The organism is Pseudomonas sp. TE50-2 (assembly GCF_040813665.1).
Taxonomy (GTDB): Bacteria; Pseudomonadota; Gammaproteobacteria; order Pseudomonadales; family Pseudomonadaceae; genus Aquipseudomonas; species Aquipseudomonas soli.
The window spans coordinates 437,791-451,571 of the sequence record NZ_JBFNXN010000001.1; the positions used below are offsets into that span (position 1 = coordinate 437,791).

A 13,781-nucleotide genomic window follows, 5' to 3' on the forward strand; every position below is an offset into this window, starting at 1 on the left:
TATCGACCAAGAGCACATTTGTGCTCTTTCGCTATTTTGCCTAACTCGCGCGACTGAATCAGGCGCCATCCGAAACCGATCACGCCGGACTCAGTTTGTCCCCCCTCCTCCAGTGCCGGATCCGGGATGCTGGAACTTGGCGCACGGATGCACACCGCTGCCACCTGCCGAGCGTTGCCCATGAACATAACCGCCTCTACCGTCTGCAGATCACCGATGCCCAAGAAGACTGGCCGAAGTCGTGCGGTCACTGCAGCAGTTCTGCTCATCGCCACCGAGCAGTGCCTGGCACTGACCACCCCGACCATCATCGCCTCCGTCACTTCGCTGCAGTGCCTGGAATACCGGGTCGTCGGGATCTGCTACTGGCTGCTGTGCACCCCGTTCGGCTGCACGGTACGAACCTCACCGAAGATCCGTCACTTCATTCCTGAACTGGTGGTGTCGAGCTACGCGGACACCGGCGGTAATCCCTGGAGTGAAATGTCTGCACTGTCGCCGCCGACGCCAGGGTCACAAGGGGGTGGCAACCTGATCACGCCTTCGCCGCAGCGCGATAACCTGCCTCGGTTCAAGAATGTCGACGGCATCGGGCACCCCGGCGGGGCTGCCTTGACGGCCTTAGCGCACACGTTCGGCTATGCGTGCCCAAGCAGTGCCGTGCCGTTTGCGCCCTACTACCTCAGTACGCTCGACCCGCTGGCGTGGCGCCAGGCCATTCCCGAATCCGTCTACCCGCAAGCACTCGTTCCGGGAATGCGCGAGATCGGCAACCAGGCACTCGGGGACATGTGGGGTAGCGTCTACCCACGCCACGGTTTTCTGGTGCAGCCCGACGATTTCAAGGCGGCTGCTGTGATGGCCCAGCGCGCCAGCGACTTCATCACCCGCGCTGGCCAGCCGCATGTCTACCTACCGTTGCAGCCGATGCCTGCGCCTGGCTACTGGCCGCCGCAGCCGGTACTAGAGAACAACGTCAACAACCATCGCTGGCAATTACTCACGCCGGTGACCCAAAGCACCTGCGCCATCTTCCCCAGTCCAGCGATCCAGAGCGCCGAGGGTGCCTATGCCTGGTCGCTGTGGCGGCCGTACCGCTGCTGCCAGCGCATGGGTCAGACCTTCCTGTTCAGCGTCGATTTTGACGGAGGCCAATGATGAAGACCCTCTCGCTAGGACTGGTGTGCTTTCTCGTGTGTGCCGCGGGCCATGCCGCCGATAATGGCTACCACCTTGGTGACCAGGCAACGGTCCTGGACGACCGGGTGATGTACACCATCGGCGGTGGTTCGGCGGCAGGAGCGCCCTCCTCGCTCTACCGGCCCAATGGCCTGGGCGTAGGCATGTCCTGGCGCGCCAACATGATGTGCGGAAACATGAACCTCTCCGACACACTGCAGAACCAGCTCAATGGCGCCACCCAGGGCTTCCAGCAGATCATGGGCAACGTCATCCAGAACGCCACGCAGGCGGTGATGTCGCTGCCGGCAATGATCATTCAACGCGCCAACCCCGGGCTGTATGAGCTGCTCAGTAATGGGGTGCTGCAGGGGAGGATCGATTTTGACCGATCCAAGCTCACCTGCCAGGCCATGGCGGCGAAAATGGCCGACAAAGTCGACCAGGCCGGCTGGGGTGCGCTTGCGCAGAACCAGGAGATGCAGCACAACCTCGAGCAGTCCGGCGGTGATGCCGTAATGGCAATAAAGGAGACGGAATCGAACAACGGCAACAACGGCGTCAGTTGGGTCGGCGGCCAAAAAGCCGGAGGCAACGGCCAGCAACCCATCCGGGTGACGTCGGACGTGGTCAAAGCCGGCTACAACCTGCTGCACAACCGGGCAGTCGAGGATACCTCAGCTGTTGGTTCGGGTTGCCAGAATGGCGCCATCTGCCGAGCCTGGTCGAGTCCCGAGGAGGCTTCCGAGTGGGCGACGCAGGTGCTCGGGGAAACCGAGGTGGAGACCTGCGACGACTGCGAGACGCTGCGTGTAACCGCCGGTACCGGCCTGTCGCCGCTGATCCAGGAAATCTACATGGAAAACCTGGAAGACTTGCAACGCATGCTCTCAGGTGCCGAGCAGCCGACACCGGAGAACTTGGGCAAGGTCTCCAGCCCGTTGCTGCAGGTCTCCCGCGGTGTCATCGAAGGGCTACGCGACGATCCCGACCAGAACTTGCTCGCTCGACGTCTGGCCAGCGAGACAGCACTCTCCAGTGTCATTTACAAAGCGATGCTTCTGCAGCGCACGCTGTTCGCCGGCAGCCACGAGCCCAACGTGGCCTCGGCCCAGCCTGCCATCAGCGCCCTCAACAGCAACGTCGAAACCCTAGAGCGCGAGATCCGCCTGCTGCAAACCGAGCTGCAGGTACGCCAGGCGCTGGCCACCAATACCGCTAGCCTGGTCCTCGACCGCCACGCCGGCGGCGCCGATGCCTCGCGTAGCATCGATCAGCGCGATCCGGAGCCGGACCGACTGCGCCGAGCCGAACAGGAGAGGAGCACGCCATGATCTCGTTTTCGGTGAGGTCCACGCTCGGGCGTGTACTGATGATGCTCGGCGCCATGCTGGGCATGTTGTTGATTGCTTGGATGGCGCTGCATCTGTCCGTGACCCAGTTGTATTGGCTCGAACCAGCGCGAGGGACAGCGCACTACTTCGCGTGCTGGCGCGCGCTCTTGTACACCCTGATTTTTGCCGGTTGGGCCGCAACGTTGCGCAAGCGGCCCACGCCTGCGGATCAGCAACGGCTGACGCGCCTGGGTTTGATCGGCTTCAGCTCGATCATCCTGTTCGAGCTGTCTCGCGTGTGAGGTGCAGACATGAACATGAGCACCAACAGCTATCTCGAGTACTACCTGTCGCTGCTGGCCTGGATCATCAACAACGGCATCTGGAACACATTGGCTGACACCGGGCTGTTCGCCGCGCCCTTCGGTGCGATCATCCTGCAGGAATGGTTGTCGGCCCGCCAGCAAGGTGCCGATGAGGGCAACAAGGGGCTGTTGTCGATCCCTCGCGTCGAAAACCGGCTGTGGATGAGCTACGTGGTCATTCTGTTTGGTTGCATGCCGTTCTTCCCGCTTAACTTGTCCTCCCTAACCTTCGACGATGCGGCGAGCCAGCGTTGTGGAGTCTCAATGGCCAAGCCCGCCGACACCGCCTGGGGCAGCACTTTTAATACCATCGGCGAGAAGTCAGCGAACGTGCCGGTGTGGTGGTTCCTGGTGCATGCCATGAGCAAAGGCATCACCGCCGCCGCGACCGCGTCGATCCCCTGCGCACCCGACATCCGTGCAATGCGCATGGAGATCGACAGCTCGCGAATCAACGACCAGGTGCTGTTGCAGGAGGTCGCGGACTTCACCCGAGACTGCTACGGCTTTTCGCGCTCGCGGTTGTTTACCAATCGGCCCGATTTGGACCAATCCCAAAGCTATGACGCGTCCTGGATTGGCTCGACGTACTTGCTCAATACACCGGGCTACTACGATACCGATCGCTCCCGAAGGCCCAGGATTGAGTGGCCATATGACGAAACCCGGGATACCTCGCTGCCTCAGCTCGACAACGGCGCCGGCTACCCCACCTGCAAGCAGTGGTGGAGTGATGGCACGATTGGGTTGCGAGACCGCTTGATAGCCGCGGTCGACCCATCGCTGATGTCGCAGCTGCGGGGTTGGCTGACCGGGCGCACTTCGACAGAGATCGAGGACGCCACTTTGCGCGAATTGGTGAGCCCACGGCAGCAATCGTTGAGCATGGCACCTGGGCAGATCTTCCAGGACTACGGCAGCAGTGCCCGGGGCGGCTCGCTGACGCAAGGGCTCAACAACCTGGCCACCAACACCGGGCTGGCCCTGGGCTCGTTCAGCAATTTCCCGGCGATGAATGCTTTGCGTGCGGCCTTACCGATGGTTCAGGCCTTCCTGATCATGGGCACAATCATCAGTTTGCCGCTGGTGCTGCTGATCAGCACCCATCAGCTCAAGGCGCTCATGACGATCACGTTCGCGCTATTCACTCTCCACATGCTGACGTTCTGGTGGGAGCTTGCGCGCTGGGTCGACTCCAGCATGCTGGAGACGCTTTACAACCAAGTCTCTGGCACAGACCAAGCGCTGTTGTCGTTGCCGACGGCCGGATTCATGGACGGGACAGTAACCGCTCAAGTTATCGAGTACGTGATGGGCGCAATGTTTCTGGTATTGCCCATGCTGTTTCTCGGCACAATGAGCTGGGCAGGATACAACGTCGGTAACAACGTTCAGAGCTTGCTCACGCAGGGGGCGGAGACTGCCAAACTCCAAGCCGGCAAAGGATCCTCTCACATCGCTGGAGGGGTCCAGAAACTTAAATGATCCGAGGTCAACGAAGTGATCCGTGGTCATCGTACATTTCTGGATACTTGAAACGATGCTGAGGATGGCTCACCTCAAATACGTCAGGCTCGTCAGCAGATGCCGCTACAGGTAGGGCTGCAATCGTCCATATCGCAATCAACCCGATTGCCAAAAACAAAGCGACTGACGCTACGGCGAATAGCAGAGTCAACTTGAAAAGCTGAATACCGATTTTACGATTTTGGACAGGCACAGAGGCCAACATCGACGAGCTCAAAATGCGTTTTTCAAGCTTATTCACCAAGCGCCCCGTTCGGACAGCGGCTCGAATTAAATGCTTGCCGAAAGTGGTGCGCCCGGTAATCGAAGGAACTTGAATAGCCATTTCAACACCCCCTTCTCTACTCAAGGCATGAGAGCAAAAAGAATTTGGATCCAAGCCAAAGCTTACTCCCCTTCCTTCGTTTTCAGTGACCGCTGATCACCTCGTTTGGCGCTGGCGATCACTGGTGGTATTCCTAGGACTCACTTAGCTCTGACTCACATAAAACGCCCTTGACGCTCCGCTGAGCCGCTTGTTAAACCAGCTATGCAATCGCTGGTTTCCCAGCACCCAGGTAGCCATTACCTTCGAGGCTAAGTCACACATGTGATGGTTGTCCCAAATGCGATTCGCGTTCGGCAGCTCGCATGGTCACTGTTCTCGCGGTGATGAACGCCCTCTAAATCCCCAGGCTTCCAAAGCCTTCACCCTCGACGCGCCTACTCAAACCATTCCAGTGCTGGGAATTCTCCCGCACGGGTGGAATTCCTCCGCACCTCTTGGAGGATTTCATCATGCTGCGCTTCACAGGCTCTGAACTTCACGCAGTGTTGGCCGAAGCCGGTATCAATGGCTGCAAAGTGATGCTGGTCAAGGATCACGGCGTTTACTTGATGGCCGAGATCGGCGAGAGCAAACCCGATGGAAGCGGCCGCAAGCGAGTGGCCTATGCCATTGGCTGCAACCCGGCGATCGACGACTTTGATACCTGCTGGAATCGCGCTAACGACGAGTTCGGCGGTGACGATTTCGCTGAGCACTTCGACATCGAAGATCCTGTCCTGAACAGTCTTCGCGGCACAGCAGGATCTTTGGTGGTTGAAGCCACCTCCACTCACCTGTGCTTGGCCGCCGAAGTCGAGCCGACGGCAAAATCTTAACCACCGATCTAAGCCACAGGCGCTTCCAGAGGGCTCGCTGTCGGGACCTCAGGAAGCGCCTTTCCGGCTGCCTTCTGTTCTATCTAAGGTCGCCATTTATCAGAAAGCTAAAGCGTCCAGCCTTCCTTGGAACGCTCTGGATAGGCGTATTTGCGATGTTCCTGAGTGGCCATTGACCACCGCTGAGCACAGGTTTTTTACTGCTTAGGCAGTCCCAGCTCGCTGCAATATTTACAGCGACTAAGCCCCGCAACACCTCGACTGAGGTGCTCGCGCGATCTACTCCGGAGGTACTCATGTCAAGCGACCGCAGCCTCCCCATGGCCGTCGTGCTCAGCCTTGGCGTATGGCAGCAACTCATGAAGTCTGGCCCAGGAAACTTCTCCACAGATCAGATAACCCAACGTCTGGCCATCCTGCTCACTAGTGCTCTGGCGGCTGCGACTCATTCGTCACCCTGCTCAATTGATCTGCACATTCAGCTGCCACAGGACGGCGCGCCTGCAACCGAACAGCTTTCGCTGTTGCAGTTGGCCCACATCACGCCACGTAGCTCCCCTTCTTTCCTACACATCCGCTTGCCAGCTGAGCATTCGGTGGATCTCACAGCCCTCTGAGTTGACCAGTATGTCCTATGCCCCTACCCCCACCGGGAACACCTCCCGGATGGGGTGGCGTTCCCCCTTCACAATCGGAGAACGCCATGTCTGACATCTACCTGGACGTCACCAATAAGATCGTCAACGCCCTGAGCCAAGGCGTGATCCCCTGGATCAAGCCCTGGACCACCACAGGTTCAAGCGCTGACGGCCCTTTTCCCATCAACGCCATTACCCGGCGTCCCTATGCCGGCATCAATGTTCTGCTGCTGTGGGCGGAAGCGCGACTTCGAGGCTTCACCCAAGATCGCTGGCTCACCTACAACCAGGCGCGCAAAGCCGGAGGCCATGTGCGCAAGGGCGAACAGTCCACCCTCGCGGTACTGTACAAACCGATGAGCAAGGAGGCGCATGACGAGGAAGGCCAAGTCGTTCGTGATGAACAGGGCAACATCAAATTGGTGCAGTTCGCACTCCTGCGCACGCACTGCCTGTTCAACGTCGAGCAGACCGAAGGCTTGCCTGATGTGGAGCCAGCCTCCGCTGAGCACGCCGAGCCCGCGACCTTCATCGATCATGAACCGGCCGAGCAACTGCTGGTCGCCAGCGGAGCGCGCATAGAGCATCGCTACGGCGATGACGCGTTCTATCAGCCAATTCGTGATCTGATCCGACTGCCTACGAAGGCGCAGTTCGAAGACGTCGGCAGCTACTACGCAACGGCACTGCATGAGCTTACGCACTGGTCGGGCCATCGTACTCGTCTGAACCGTGAAGGCATCACCGGCGGGCATGCATTCGGCTCCACGCTGTATGCCTTCGAGGAATTGGTCGCAGAAATGGGCGCCGCGTTCCTCTGCGCTCTCACCGGTACTGCGGGTGAGTTGCGTCACGAGGAATACTTGGCGTCCTGGCTGAAGATACTCAAGGAAGACAAACGAGCCATTTTCCGCGCCAGTGGTCAGGCCCGAGAAGCTTCTGAGTACCTGTTGGCCTTGCAGTCTGATCAAGCCACAGATACGCCAGCTGGTCTCACCGCGTGACTCCACTCATCCAGCAAAAAGGCCCCTATCCGGGGCCTTTGTTTTATCTGCTGCGCGGCAGCCGCCGCCGTAAGGAAGCCGGTGATTACTGCAGCCAGCTCTCGACGGTGTCCGAGCCATGCTCCTGCTTCCACTGCTTGAGGATCTTGTGGTTGCCGCCCTTGGTTTCCACAACCTCACCGCTCTGTGGATGCTTGTAGCGTTTCACCTCGCGAGGCTTGCGCTGGCTGCTGCTGGACGCACTCGCGGTCGGTACGCTCAGGCCCTTGGCCGGATCCAGAATGCTAATTACCTGGCGCAGGCCCATGCCGTATTCTTCCAGCAACGCTTTGAGTTTCTGTTCAAACTCGATTTCCTGCTTCAAACCGGAGTCGTTTTTCATGGCATCCAGCTGTTGCAGCTGCGCGGCCAGTTGCGCTTCCAGTGCTTTGAACTCGGCAAGTTTGGACATGAATAATATTCCTAGGCGTGGGACAAGTGCAGGGATAATGACTGAGACCGCGACTTTAGCCGAGGGTTTACTTAAAGCACAAACGTCTCTTGCACAGCGCCGGTTAAAACGACCTCGCCTGGTCGCTCAAACAGACAAGTGCTGACACAGGTGCGCCACAAGTTGCCGTGGGTTTGCGCTGTTCCCGATCTTAAACACGATATCGCGCTGGCTGCGGGGCAGTATTTTCACACAGCGCTTGGCCGCAGATCGGATGGCCGCATCCGTGCCATGAATCCGATCAGCCAACAACACGACCAATACCGCATCACTCAACGTCATCCGCGCCCCTGCACAAGAAATCATGCCGGGCATGTCTACGCCCTGAACAAAGGGGCCGCTATTCCGATCGGCCACCGATCCCGATGCGCCTGGCTTCAAATTATCACTCCCGTGAAAAAGGCCAAGGCGGTAAAGGGTAACGGCGGCAATGGAAGGGGGCGCAAGGGTAAGAGGCTTATCCGAAAAGGCAAAAGGACCTCCCGAACTAACAGCAGGTCATCCGATGCAACGCTGGTGGTTGAAATTTCGAAAAGGTGAGGCGGCAGAGCTCACTCCCACTCCCTTCGTCGAAGGCTTCATGCTTCCCCAGTCGGCCGAATCTCTACTCGCCGCCGATCACCGGAGAAAGCTGCTCGAACGCATCTGGCAGTATACGGCCCTCTCCGAAGCGCAGTTTGATCGGCTCTACCTCGAGTCCATCCGCCGCTACGCCAGCTTCGTACAGCAACTCCCGGCCAGCGAAAGCCATCATCACGCCTATCCTGGGGGCATGCTCGATCACGGGTTGGAGCTGGTGGCCTGCAGCTTGAAGCTACGCCAGTCCTACCTCCTCCCCAACGGCGCTGCACCGGAAGACCAGGCGGCACAAGCCGATGCCTGGAGCGCCGCGATTGCTTACGGTGCCCTGCTCCATGACATCGGCAAAATCGCCGTAGACTTGCAGGTGGAGTATCAGAATGCCGAACGCTGGCACCCCTGGCACGGCCCGTTAAACCAGCCCTACCGTTTTCGCTACCACCCCGACCGCGATTACAAGCTTCACGGCGCAGCGGCAGGGCTGCTCTACATCCAGATCCTATCGCCCACGCTGCTCGACTGGCTCAGCGATTACCCCGAATTGTGGAGCCAATTGCTGTTCCTGCTAGCCGACCACTACGAGCATGCTGGGATCCTGGGGGAACTGATACTAAAAGCTGACCGAGTGTCCACCGCACAGAACATCGGTGGCAATCCCGCGAAGGCCTTACAGGCGCCCAAGCACTCGCTGCAGCATCATCTGCTGACGGGGCTGCGCCACTTGGTCAAGAACGAGTTCAAGCTCAACCAGCCCGGCGCGGCCGGCTGGCTCACCGAAGACCGCCTATGGCTGGTCAGCAAGACCACAACCGACAAGCTGCGGGCGCATCTGCTGGCTCAAGCCGTAGACGGTATCCCCACCTCTAACATCGCCTTGTTCGATGAGCTGCAGTCCCATGGATTGGTGGAAGCGACACCGGAAGGTAAAGCAGTGTGGAACGCCACTATCACGGACGGTGACTGGCAGCATCGCTTCACGTTCCTTTGCCTGCAGCCAAGTCTGATCTGGGCCGACGAGCTACGACCCGAATACTTCAATGGCACCGTTGAACCGACGATTGCCCCACCCCTGCCGACCGGGGGAGGGAGAGAATCAGTTGCGGATCTGGCGCAAACAGCCACTGGTGAACGAAAGCAACAGGCAATGCCGCAACATCAGGAGTTCAACTACCTCGACGAATTGATGGACATGTTGAAAGAGTCAAATTCCGAGAATGGAACGACAATGGAAGGACTGGAATCAGAAACTGATTCCTCCAGCGCTACCGTGGGGAAAAATTTCATTGAGTGGCTGTGTAAAGGAATCCACAGGCACCGATTATTGATCAACGAAAGCAATGCCAAGATTCACACCGTGGCGGGCACCTTATTCCTTGTCACTCCGGGTATTTTCCAACGCTACGTGAGCGAGCAAACTGAATACGTAAGAGGAGACAACACCCCCAATATGTGGCGGAGTGTTCAACGTAGCTTTGAGAAGTTGAACTTACATCAAAAAACATCCAACGGCCTGAACATATGGACGTGCAAAGTACAAGGCCCTCGCAAAACCAGTTCGCTTAAAGGTTACCTGCTACGCGAAGTCACAGAAGTGACCGGCTTTTCTACGGTTGATAATCCATTCCTATCGTTGACCCAATCAACCGTTAAAAAGTCTTGAAATCGACCAGTGATAGCGATACATCTGTATAGCTTAAGATCCCCTGTGGAGCGTTTTGCTTCTCCACACGTACGTCATAAACGTTGCAGCCTCACCAAAGAAGCCCAGGTTCAGGAGCGCTGCTGCGTGTCGGCGGAGGAATTACATTTAGCGCTGTCGGGCTGCCTATACTGCTCAGACAACCACTGGCTGGTTTGCTTTAGGACCTGCCCTATTCTGCTCTGCCCATTGACGTCCATCATGGCATGGTCATATCCCGGAAACTCCCAATAGGTCAGGTTGGGGCGCTACGCCATATTTTTCCACCGTCAATGCCGCATAGCCGGGAAAATAGGCACGTACGCCAGCGAGGTTCGTATTCTTTGCCTCGGATAAACATCCCGACCCTTGTGCCAGTACCACTAGGCCGACCTTACCCCCACCCGTCGGCCTGTCAAGCCGCCAATCAATGGCGCTACCATCTGGACGTGGCGAAACCATTCCTTCCGCGACCGCATCAGTGGCAACTGAAAGGTTCACGACACTCATAAACGCCAACATGCCGATTGTTTTCATAAACTTCTGATTCCTGCCGGACTTTTCTCAGCACTCACCACCCATCAGGTTTGAACCGTCATGCAGACAGGTGGGCAAGCGCATTCCAGTTCACATTCACAACCTGCGTAACGGCCCCACCATTGGCCACATGCACCGAAACGGTGAAGCCTGTCTTGGATACGTTGCTGTATTGGGCTATGAACGGGTGCTCGGTAGACTCCGCACTGACTATCACCACCGGAGTGCCCGTAAAGGCATCCTTCGGGAACAGCACGGCCATTGAGGCGAAACTGGATTCTAGAAACGCGACTTCCACGGAACCCGCAATGGGCTCTGCCTGCCAGGAGTTATGCAAAACGAGGGTGCCACTGTCGATCTCACCGGGTGGGCGAGCATCGATCATGTTGCTCTCCAGCCGGCACCGGCTATTGCCGACGGCTTCGAATGGACGCAGCACACCGGCAATATCGTTGCCGCTGATATGCACGCCGGTAGACTCGTACCAGCGAATGCCGACACCTTTGATTGCATCTCTCAGGATGTTGTTACGCACAACACCATCGTTGACAGTATTGAACCAGATCAATGCATTGGTCGCTGCCCCCGGCAAATTGTTGCTGACGACGTTAGAGTCAACAAACGCCCCCTCAACATGATGAATATAGATACCTGCGCCACCGCTGGTGAAGCCGAACCCTTCTACGCGATTGTTATGAATCCAAATGCGATGGCTGCTTCTTTCTTTAGCGTTCGCGACCGAAATGCCATTGACACCAGAATTCAAAATACGATTGCTGGCGATGGTTACATTATCATCGGCCGCGGTATTTTCTGAAAAGGAAACGGCAATGCCCTGATTGCAGCCCTCTATGTAGTTACCAACAATGTCAATGTGACTACTTCCGGAGCCATGCGTATTCACTGCGGTATCAGCAGCCCCCTGGACAACGTTGAAGGCGAACCTGGAGTATCCGGCATTGTTCTGGAATGCATTTTGATTGATGTTAATGAAGCGATTGTTCTCCACCGTTACCAAGCTGCTGCCTTGGTTGACGTCAACGCCCTGGCCGAACCAACCGCCGGTCTGCGCGTTTTGACCGTCGTACACTTCGTTACCCTTCAGAGTAATCAACGTTGAGCGACTGACGCGAAACGCCGGCATGGAGTCCGGGTAGCGCACGGTGTTTTCGGAAAAGTCACAGCCGATGGCAAGGTCAATGGCAAAACCGCCACCGTCAAATTTTTCAGTGCGTTGCAGAACGATTTCGGCGCCGGACATCGACGCGCCGATCAACGGTTTCACATTCACCAATTCGGCTTTGGCTTCGACCGCGTACCCACGATGCAACCGCACGTTCAGCTCAATCGTGTTACCCGATACCGACTTGATGTAAACAAGTTCCTGATTACGCCCGTTTTCCTTGTTGATATGCACGTTGTCGCGAACAAGGACCCAGGTTTGTTCACGAAAAAGCGAGCCATTTTCCACCTCAATGCAGCTAACAGCACGGCTGGCGTTTCGCACCAACGGCGACGCATCGCCCTCATCACCCGTGGCCGATACTGCACATGACCGTTTAGCACTGTCGGTTTTGACAAACGTTGCTCCGTTGCACTCTAGATGAACAAAGGAGCAAAGTTTCAGCGTAGTGATCGCATATTCACCTGGAGTAACCGAAATCGTCCCACGACCGACATCCGCCATCGCCTTGTTGAAAAGCTCCGTACTGTCCACAAGCAATTGGTCAGGGCGTATGCCCCATTCCGCCGCATCGATGCGCGCCCGGTTCTTTTCACGTTGGGTCAGGTTCACAGCTTGCGCGTAGCGCTTCCTCATCCCGACCAGTGCATCGCCTCCATTTTCATCAAAACCCGCGAGCCGTGCGGCGTAAGCAATCAGATCTTCATCGGCACTCATAACGTCTTCCTGACTTGACGTTGCATTGAGGTTGACAATCAACCCGCTTTTACCTGGTCGAGGCTTTTCAGCCATGAGCGGATATCATCAGCCACCTCGCCCATCCGGCTCTTTTTATCCGCCCCCCGAAAGCCGTGGTCCAGCAAGGGATAACGCCTGACCTGGATGTTATCTTTGCCAGCGGCTACAAGCCGTTCGGCCATGTTGTTGAACTTGGCAGGCGACACCGAGTGGTCCGCGCCGCCTTGCATGACCAACATTGGCACCGTCGCGCGTTTAAGGATCGCCAACTGATCAATTTCCAGCATCTGCTTCCACCAGATGTACCCATGATTACTGGCTGTCAGGCTAGTGGCCGGCCCGGATCGGACATGTTCGGCAAATTCACGAAATTCTTTCACGCCCTCTGCTTTCTGCGCAGCGGATTCAGAAGACATTTCGATGTTGTGCAACACATCGTCGATAAACCAGCGTCCGCCGCCGTTCAGCCAGACCACTGCATCCACCTGCGTCGGCCAGTTGGCCAGCGACGCAGCAACTACCGCACCCTCACTCCCGCCCAGCACGACCACACGCTGGTAGGCGTTCTGTTTCCGCACCTGGGTAATGACCGAGCGGTAGTCCTTCAATCGCTGCTTGAGGTTATCGTTTTGCAGATAAGCAGTGGGGCAATCGGCGCGTTCAGGGTCGAGTTCGTAGGGCAACGATGCATCAATCCCGTACTTCTCAACGGTCAGTAAATCCGCCTCGGGCAAAACGTTACCCAGGTGCTCGGCAATGGAAGAAATATGCTGCACGCTGTTGCAATCGGAACCCTGAATAACCACCAGTAACTCGCGCGAGACTGCCCCAGCGGAACGCAGCTGCAGGTAATAGTGAATGGTCGAACCGTCCGCCCTCGTCAGTTCATGGGCAGCGACAGCCGGCGCGGCGTGTGCCGACTGCGCCAACAACAGGGCGAAAGCACCCTGCAATAATCTGTTCATTAAATGACTCGTTGATTCGGGTTAGACAGAAATACCAATACACCACAAGACTAACACCATTAGTTTGCGCTTGATGCGCACCTTTGTAAAAGACTGTGAAATTCTGTGACCATTACTGCGCAACCGACTTTTACCGGGGATACAGCGCGCCAGGAAAATTGCAAACAGCGTCTGCCACACCAGGCTTAGCGTACATGTCTAGTGGATTGCTGCTTGCTGTTCATCGCGCGCTGCAGGCTTGATCGGGGCCAACGACTGCCCAAAGTGCTTACCGATCGATTATCGGCCGAATCTCAGGCTTTCCCGAGGGCAATCAATCCGGTTCAAGCCGCATAATCGTTTCTTCAAATTCATCCTGCTCCACCACCTTGAAACCAAGCCGTGCAAAGAACGTGCACATCACGTCATGACCTTCCAGATA

General features: G+C 57.2%; 14 protein-coding genes. 8 read left to right on the forward strand and 6 right to left on the reverse strand.

What is annotated here, in order from left to right; all coding sequences use genetic code 11:
* Positions 1-180 precede the first annotated feature (180 nt).
* Genes AAHK21_RS01915 through AAHK21_RS01930 form a run of 4 tightly spaced genes read left to right on the forward strand, consistent with a single transcriptional unit; the run spans position 181 to position 4,363 of the window.
* Positions 181-1,158 (forward strand): TIGR03756 family integrating conjugative element protein, encoded by a 978-nt coding sequence (locus tag AAHK21_RS01915; protein ID WP_367856209.1) that lies wholly within the window; start codon positions 181-183, stop codon positions 1,156-1,158.
* Positions 1,158-2,513, forward strand: coding sequence for an integrating conjugative element protein (locus AAHK21_RS01920; RefSeq protein WP_367858930.1), 1,356 nt, complete (start codon positions 1,158-1,160; stop codon positions 2,511-2,513). Before AAHK21_RS01915 ends, AAHK21_RS01920 begins: the two co-directional genes overlap by 1 nt.
* Complete coding sequence (locus AAHK21_RS01925) at positions 2,510-2,815, forward strand: hypothetical protein (RefSeq protein WP_367856210.1); 306 nt, start codon at positions 2,510-2,512, stop codon at positions 2,813-2,815. Before AAHK21_RS01920 ends, AAHK21_RS01925 begins: the two co-directional genes overlap by 4 nt.
* Positions 2,816-2,824: 9 nt before the next feature.
* Complete coding sequence (locus tag AAHK21_RS01930; protein WP_367856211.1) at positions 2,825-4,363, forward strand: conjugal transfer protein TraG N-terminal domain-containing protein; 1,539 nt, start codon at positions 2,825-2,827, stop codon at positions 4,361-4,363.
* Between the two features lie 7 nt (positions 4,364-4,370).
* Here AAHK21_RS01930 and AAHK21_RS01935 read toward each other — a convergent pair whose 3' ends face one another.
* Entirely contained in the window at positions 4,371-4,730 is a 360-nt protein-coding gene (locus tag AAHK21_RS01935; RefSeq protein ID WP_367856212.1) for a hypothetical protein, read from the reverse strand.
* Between the two features lie 452 nt (positions 4,731-5,182).
* On the opposite strand from AAHK21_RS01935, the gene AAHK21_RS01940 reads away from it, so the two are divergent.
* From AAHK21_RS01940 to AAHK21_RS01950, 3 genes are all read left to right on the forward strand, one after another.
* Positions 5,183-5,548 carry a DUF3085 domain-containing protein gene (locus AAHK21_RS01940; RefSeq protein ID WP_367856213.1) on the forward strand — a complete coding sequence of 122 codons (366 nt, stop codon included), beginning with the start codon at positions 5,183-5,185 and terminating at the stop codon, positions 5,546-5,548.
* A 296-nt stretch (positions 5,549-5,844) separates the two neighbouring features.
* Complete coding sequence (locus AAHK21_RS01945) at positions 5,845-6,165, forward strand: hypothetical protein (RefSeq protein ID WP_367856214.1); 321 nt, start codon at positions 5,845-5,847, stop codon at positions 6,163-6,165.
* A gap of 86 nt (positions 6,166-6,251) precedes the next feature.
* Positions 6,252-7,190, forward strand: a complete 939-nt coding sequence (locus AAHK21_RS01950) for an ArdC family protein (protein WP_367856215.1) — start codon at positions 6,252-6,254, stop codon at positions 7,188-7,190.
* Positions 7,191-7,275: 85 nt separating this feature from the next.
* Here the strand turns inward: AAHK21_RS01950 and AAHK21_RS01955 are convergent, their stop codons facing one another.
* Both AAHK21_RS01955 and AAHK21_RS01960 read right to left on the reverse strand, forming a co-directional pair.
* Positions 7,276-7,641, reverse strand: a complete 366-nt coding sequence (locus AAHK21_RS01955; RefSeq protein ID WP_367856216.1) for a histone-like nucleoid-structuring protein, MvaT/MvaU family — start codon at positions 7,639-7,641, stop codon at positions 7,276-7,278.
* A gap of 126 nt (positions 7,642-7,767) precedes the next feature.
* Positions 7,768-7,962 carry a hypothetical protein gene (locus AAHK21_RS01960; RefSeq protein ID WP_367858931.1) on the reverse strand — a complete coding sequence of 65 codons (195 nt, stop codon included), beginning with the start codon at positions 7,960-7,962 and terminating at the stop codon, positions 7,768-7,770.
* A gap of 223 nt (positions 7,963-8,185) precedes the next feature.
* Between AAHK21_RS01960 and mobH the strand changes: the two genes are divergently transcribed.
* Complete coding sequence (gene mobH / locus AAHK21_RS01965) at positions 8,186-9,919, forward strand: MobH family relaxase (RefSeq protein ID WP_367856217.1); 1,734 nt, start codon at positions 8,186-8,188, stop codon at positions 9,917-9,919.
* A 249-nt stretch (positions 9,920-10,168) separates the two neighbouring features.
* Here mobH and AAHK21_RS01970 read toward each other — a convergent pair whose 3' ends face one another.
* From AAHK21_RS01970 to AAHK21_RS01980, 3 genes are read right to left on the reverse strand one after another with little or no spacing between them, the layout of a single operon-like run.
* The gene (locus tag AAHK21_RS01970) at positions 10,169-10,474 is read right to left on the reverse strand and encodes a hypothetical protein (protein ID WP_367856218.1); all 306 of its coding nucleotides are present in this window, start codon (positions 10,472-10,474) and stop codon (positions 10,169-10,171) included.
* A 58-nt stretch (positions 10,475-10,532) separates the two neighbouring features.
* Positions 10,533-12,374 carry a right-handed parallel beta-helix repeat-containing protein gene (locus AAHK21_RS01975; protein WP_367856219.1) on the reverse strand — a complete coding sequence of 614 codons (1,842 nt, stop codon included), beginning with the start codon at positions 12,372-12,374 and terminating at the stop codon, positions 10,533-10,535.
* Between the two features lie 38 nt (positions 12,375-12,412).
* Positions 12,413-13,360 carry an alpha/beta hydrolase family protein gene (locus AAHK21_RS01980; protein ID WP_367856220.1) on the reverse strand — a complete coding sequence of 316 codons (948 nt, stop codon included), beginning with the start codon at positions 13,358-13,360 and terminating at the stop codon, positions 12,413-12,415.
* Between the last annotated feature and the right edge of the window lie 421 nt (positions 13,361-13,781).

Coding starts and splice junctions, on each gene's coding strand:
- AAHK21_RS01935 (WP_367856212.1), bottom strand. CDS start 4,730: ATGGCTATTCAAGTTCCTTCGATTACCGGGCGCACCACTTTCGGCAAG.
- AAHK21_RS01915 (WP_367856209.1), top strand. CDS start 181: ATGAACATAACCGCCTCTACCGTCTGCAGATCACCGATGCCCAAGAAG.
- AAHK21_RS01980 (WP_367856220.1), bottom strand. CDS start 13,360: ATGAACAGATTATTGCAGGGTGCTTTCGCCCTGTTGTTGGCGCAGTCG.
- AAHK21_RS01920 (WP_367858930.1), top strand. CDS start 1,158: ATGAAGACCCTCTCGCTAGGACTGGTGTGCTTTCTCGTGTGTGCCGCG.
- AAHK21_RS01955 (WP_367856216.1), bottom strand. CDS start 7,641: ATGTCCAAACTTGCCGAGTTCAAAGCACTGGAAGCGCAACTGGCCGCG.
- AAHK21_RS01940 (WP_367856213.1), top strand. CDS start 5,183: ATGCTGCGCTTCACAGGCTCTGAACTTCACGCAGTGTTGGCCGAAGCC.
- mobH (WP_367856217.1), top strand. CDS start 8,186: ATGCAACGCTGGTGGTTGAAATTTCGAAAAGGTGAGGCGGCAGAGCTC.
- AAHK21_RS01960 (WP_367858931.1), bottom strand. CDS start 7,962: ATGACGTTGAGTGATGCGGTATTGGTCGTGTTGTTGGCTGATCGGATT.
- AAHK21_RS01925 (WP_367856210.1), top strand. CDS start 2,510: ATGATCTCGTTTTCGGTGAGGTCCACGCTCGGGCGTGTACTGATGATG.
- AAHK21_RS01950 (WP_367856215.1), top strand. CDS start 6,252: ATGTCTGACATCTACCTGGACGTCACCAATAAGATCGTCAACGCCCTG.
- AAHK21_RS01975 (WP_367856219.1), bottom strand. CDS start 12,374: ATGAGTGCCGATGAAGATCTGATTGCTTACGCCGCACGGCTCGCGGGT.
- AAHK21_RS01930 (WP_367856211.1), top strand. CDS start 2,825: ATGAACATGAGCACCAACAGCTATCTCGAGTACTACCTGTCGCTGCTG.
- AAHK21_RS01945 (WP_367856214.1), top strand. CDS start 5,845: ATGTCAAGCGACCGCAGCCTCCCCATGGCCGTCGTGCTCAGCCTTGGC.
- AAHK21_RS01970 (WP_367856218.1), bottom strand. CDS start 10,474: ATGAAAACAATCGGCATGTTGGCGTTTATGAGTGTCGTGAACCTTTCA.